We start from the raw sequence: 966 nt of genomic DNA on the forward strand, positions 1-966 counted from the left end.
GGCCAAAATATCACGTACTTTGTTACGGATGGTCAACCAAATAGAGCAACATACCTCTATGGTGTAGCACCGAGTGAATTCTCGAAAGTGATTTTGGACGTCGATAATTCTGGCAAGCTTGTTACCCTGCAAGATATTGCGAGTAAAAACAATTACTCATACGGACAAACCGTTACCTACAAAGGTGATGTCGTTAGAGATGGTTACGGTAAGGTTTATTCACCGCTAACAGGTAGAATCCTTGGCGATATCGACAGATATTATGGCTCTATCCGTTATTACGATGAAGGGAATAGCTCGACACAAGCTCAACACATGTATCAAGTACTAGCGGCATTGTCCTCTATAGAAGCGATAGGTCTTGGGAGTGGCGTTGATGAACATACACTCAAGCAGTATGACACTGAGGGTGTGGAAGAGTCAGATATTGATGTTACTAAGCTTGCTGAAAAGATATTGGGTCAAGATGTACCTCTCAAACAAGGTTCAGACACTATTCAAGGAGGTGAAGGTAACGATATCTTGTTAGGTGACTTAATTGAGTTTGGTGGTAATGAACAAGGCTTAAGTGCGATTCAATCACATGTGGCGCAGCAAACGGGTCAGGATGTGTCTACCGTTGACGGCGAAGATATACATGAGTACGTTAGAAATAACTTGGAAGAATTCAACCAAACTCACCAAGGAGATAAATCGGATAATTTATATGGCGGCGCTGGTGATGACTTACTATTTGGTCATGGTGGCAACGACATACTCGTTGGCGGTGAAGGGGATGATATTCTGATTGGTGGTTTAGGTAGTGATACTTTAACAGGGTCAGAAGGGGCCGACATCTTTAAGTGGAGTGAAGTCACTAACGATGTTGATACTGTCACTGACTTCAATAAAAATGAAGACGCTCTAGACTTCTCAGATCTGTTTGACGACTTATCTAAAGATGAAATTGGAGAGCTTCTTAATGAT

General features: G+C 42.0%; 1 protein-coding gene. It reads left to right on the top strand.

Translation table 11 applies throughout. The features are described from left to right. A partial coding sequence (locus R7Q09_RS24495) for a calcium-binding protein (protein WP_318143738.1) occupies positions 1-966 on the top strand: 966 nt, incomplete at both ends.

The organism is Vibrio sp. 2130-1, assembly GCF_033339515.1.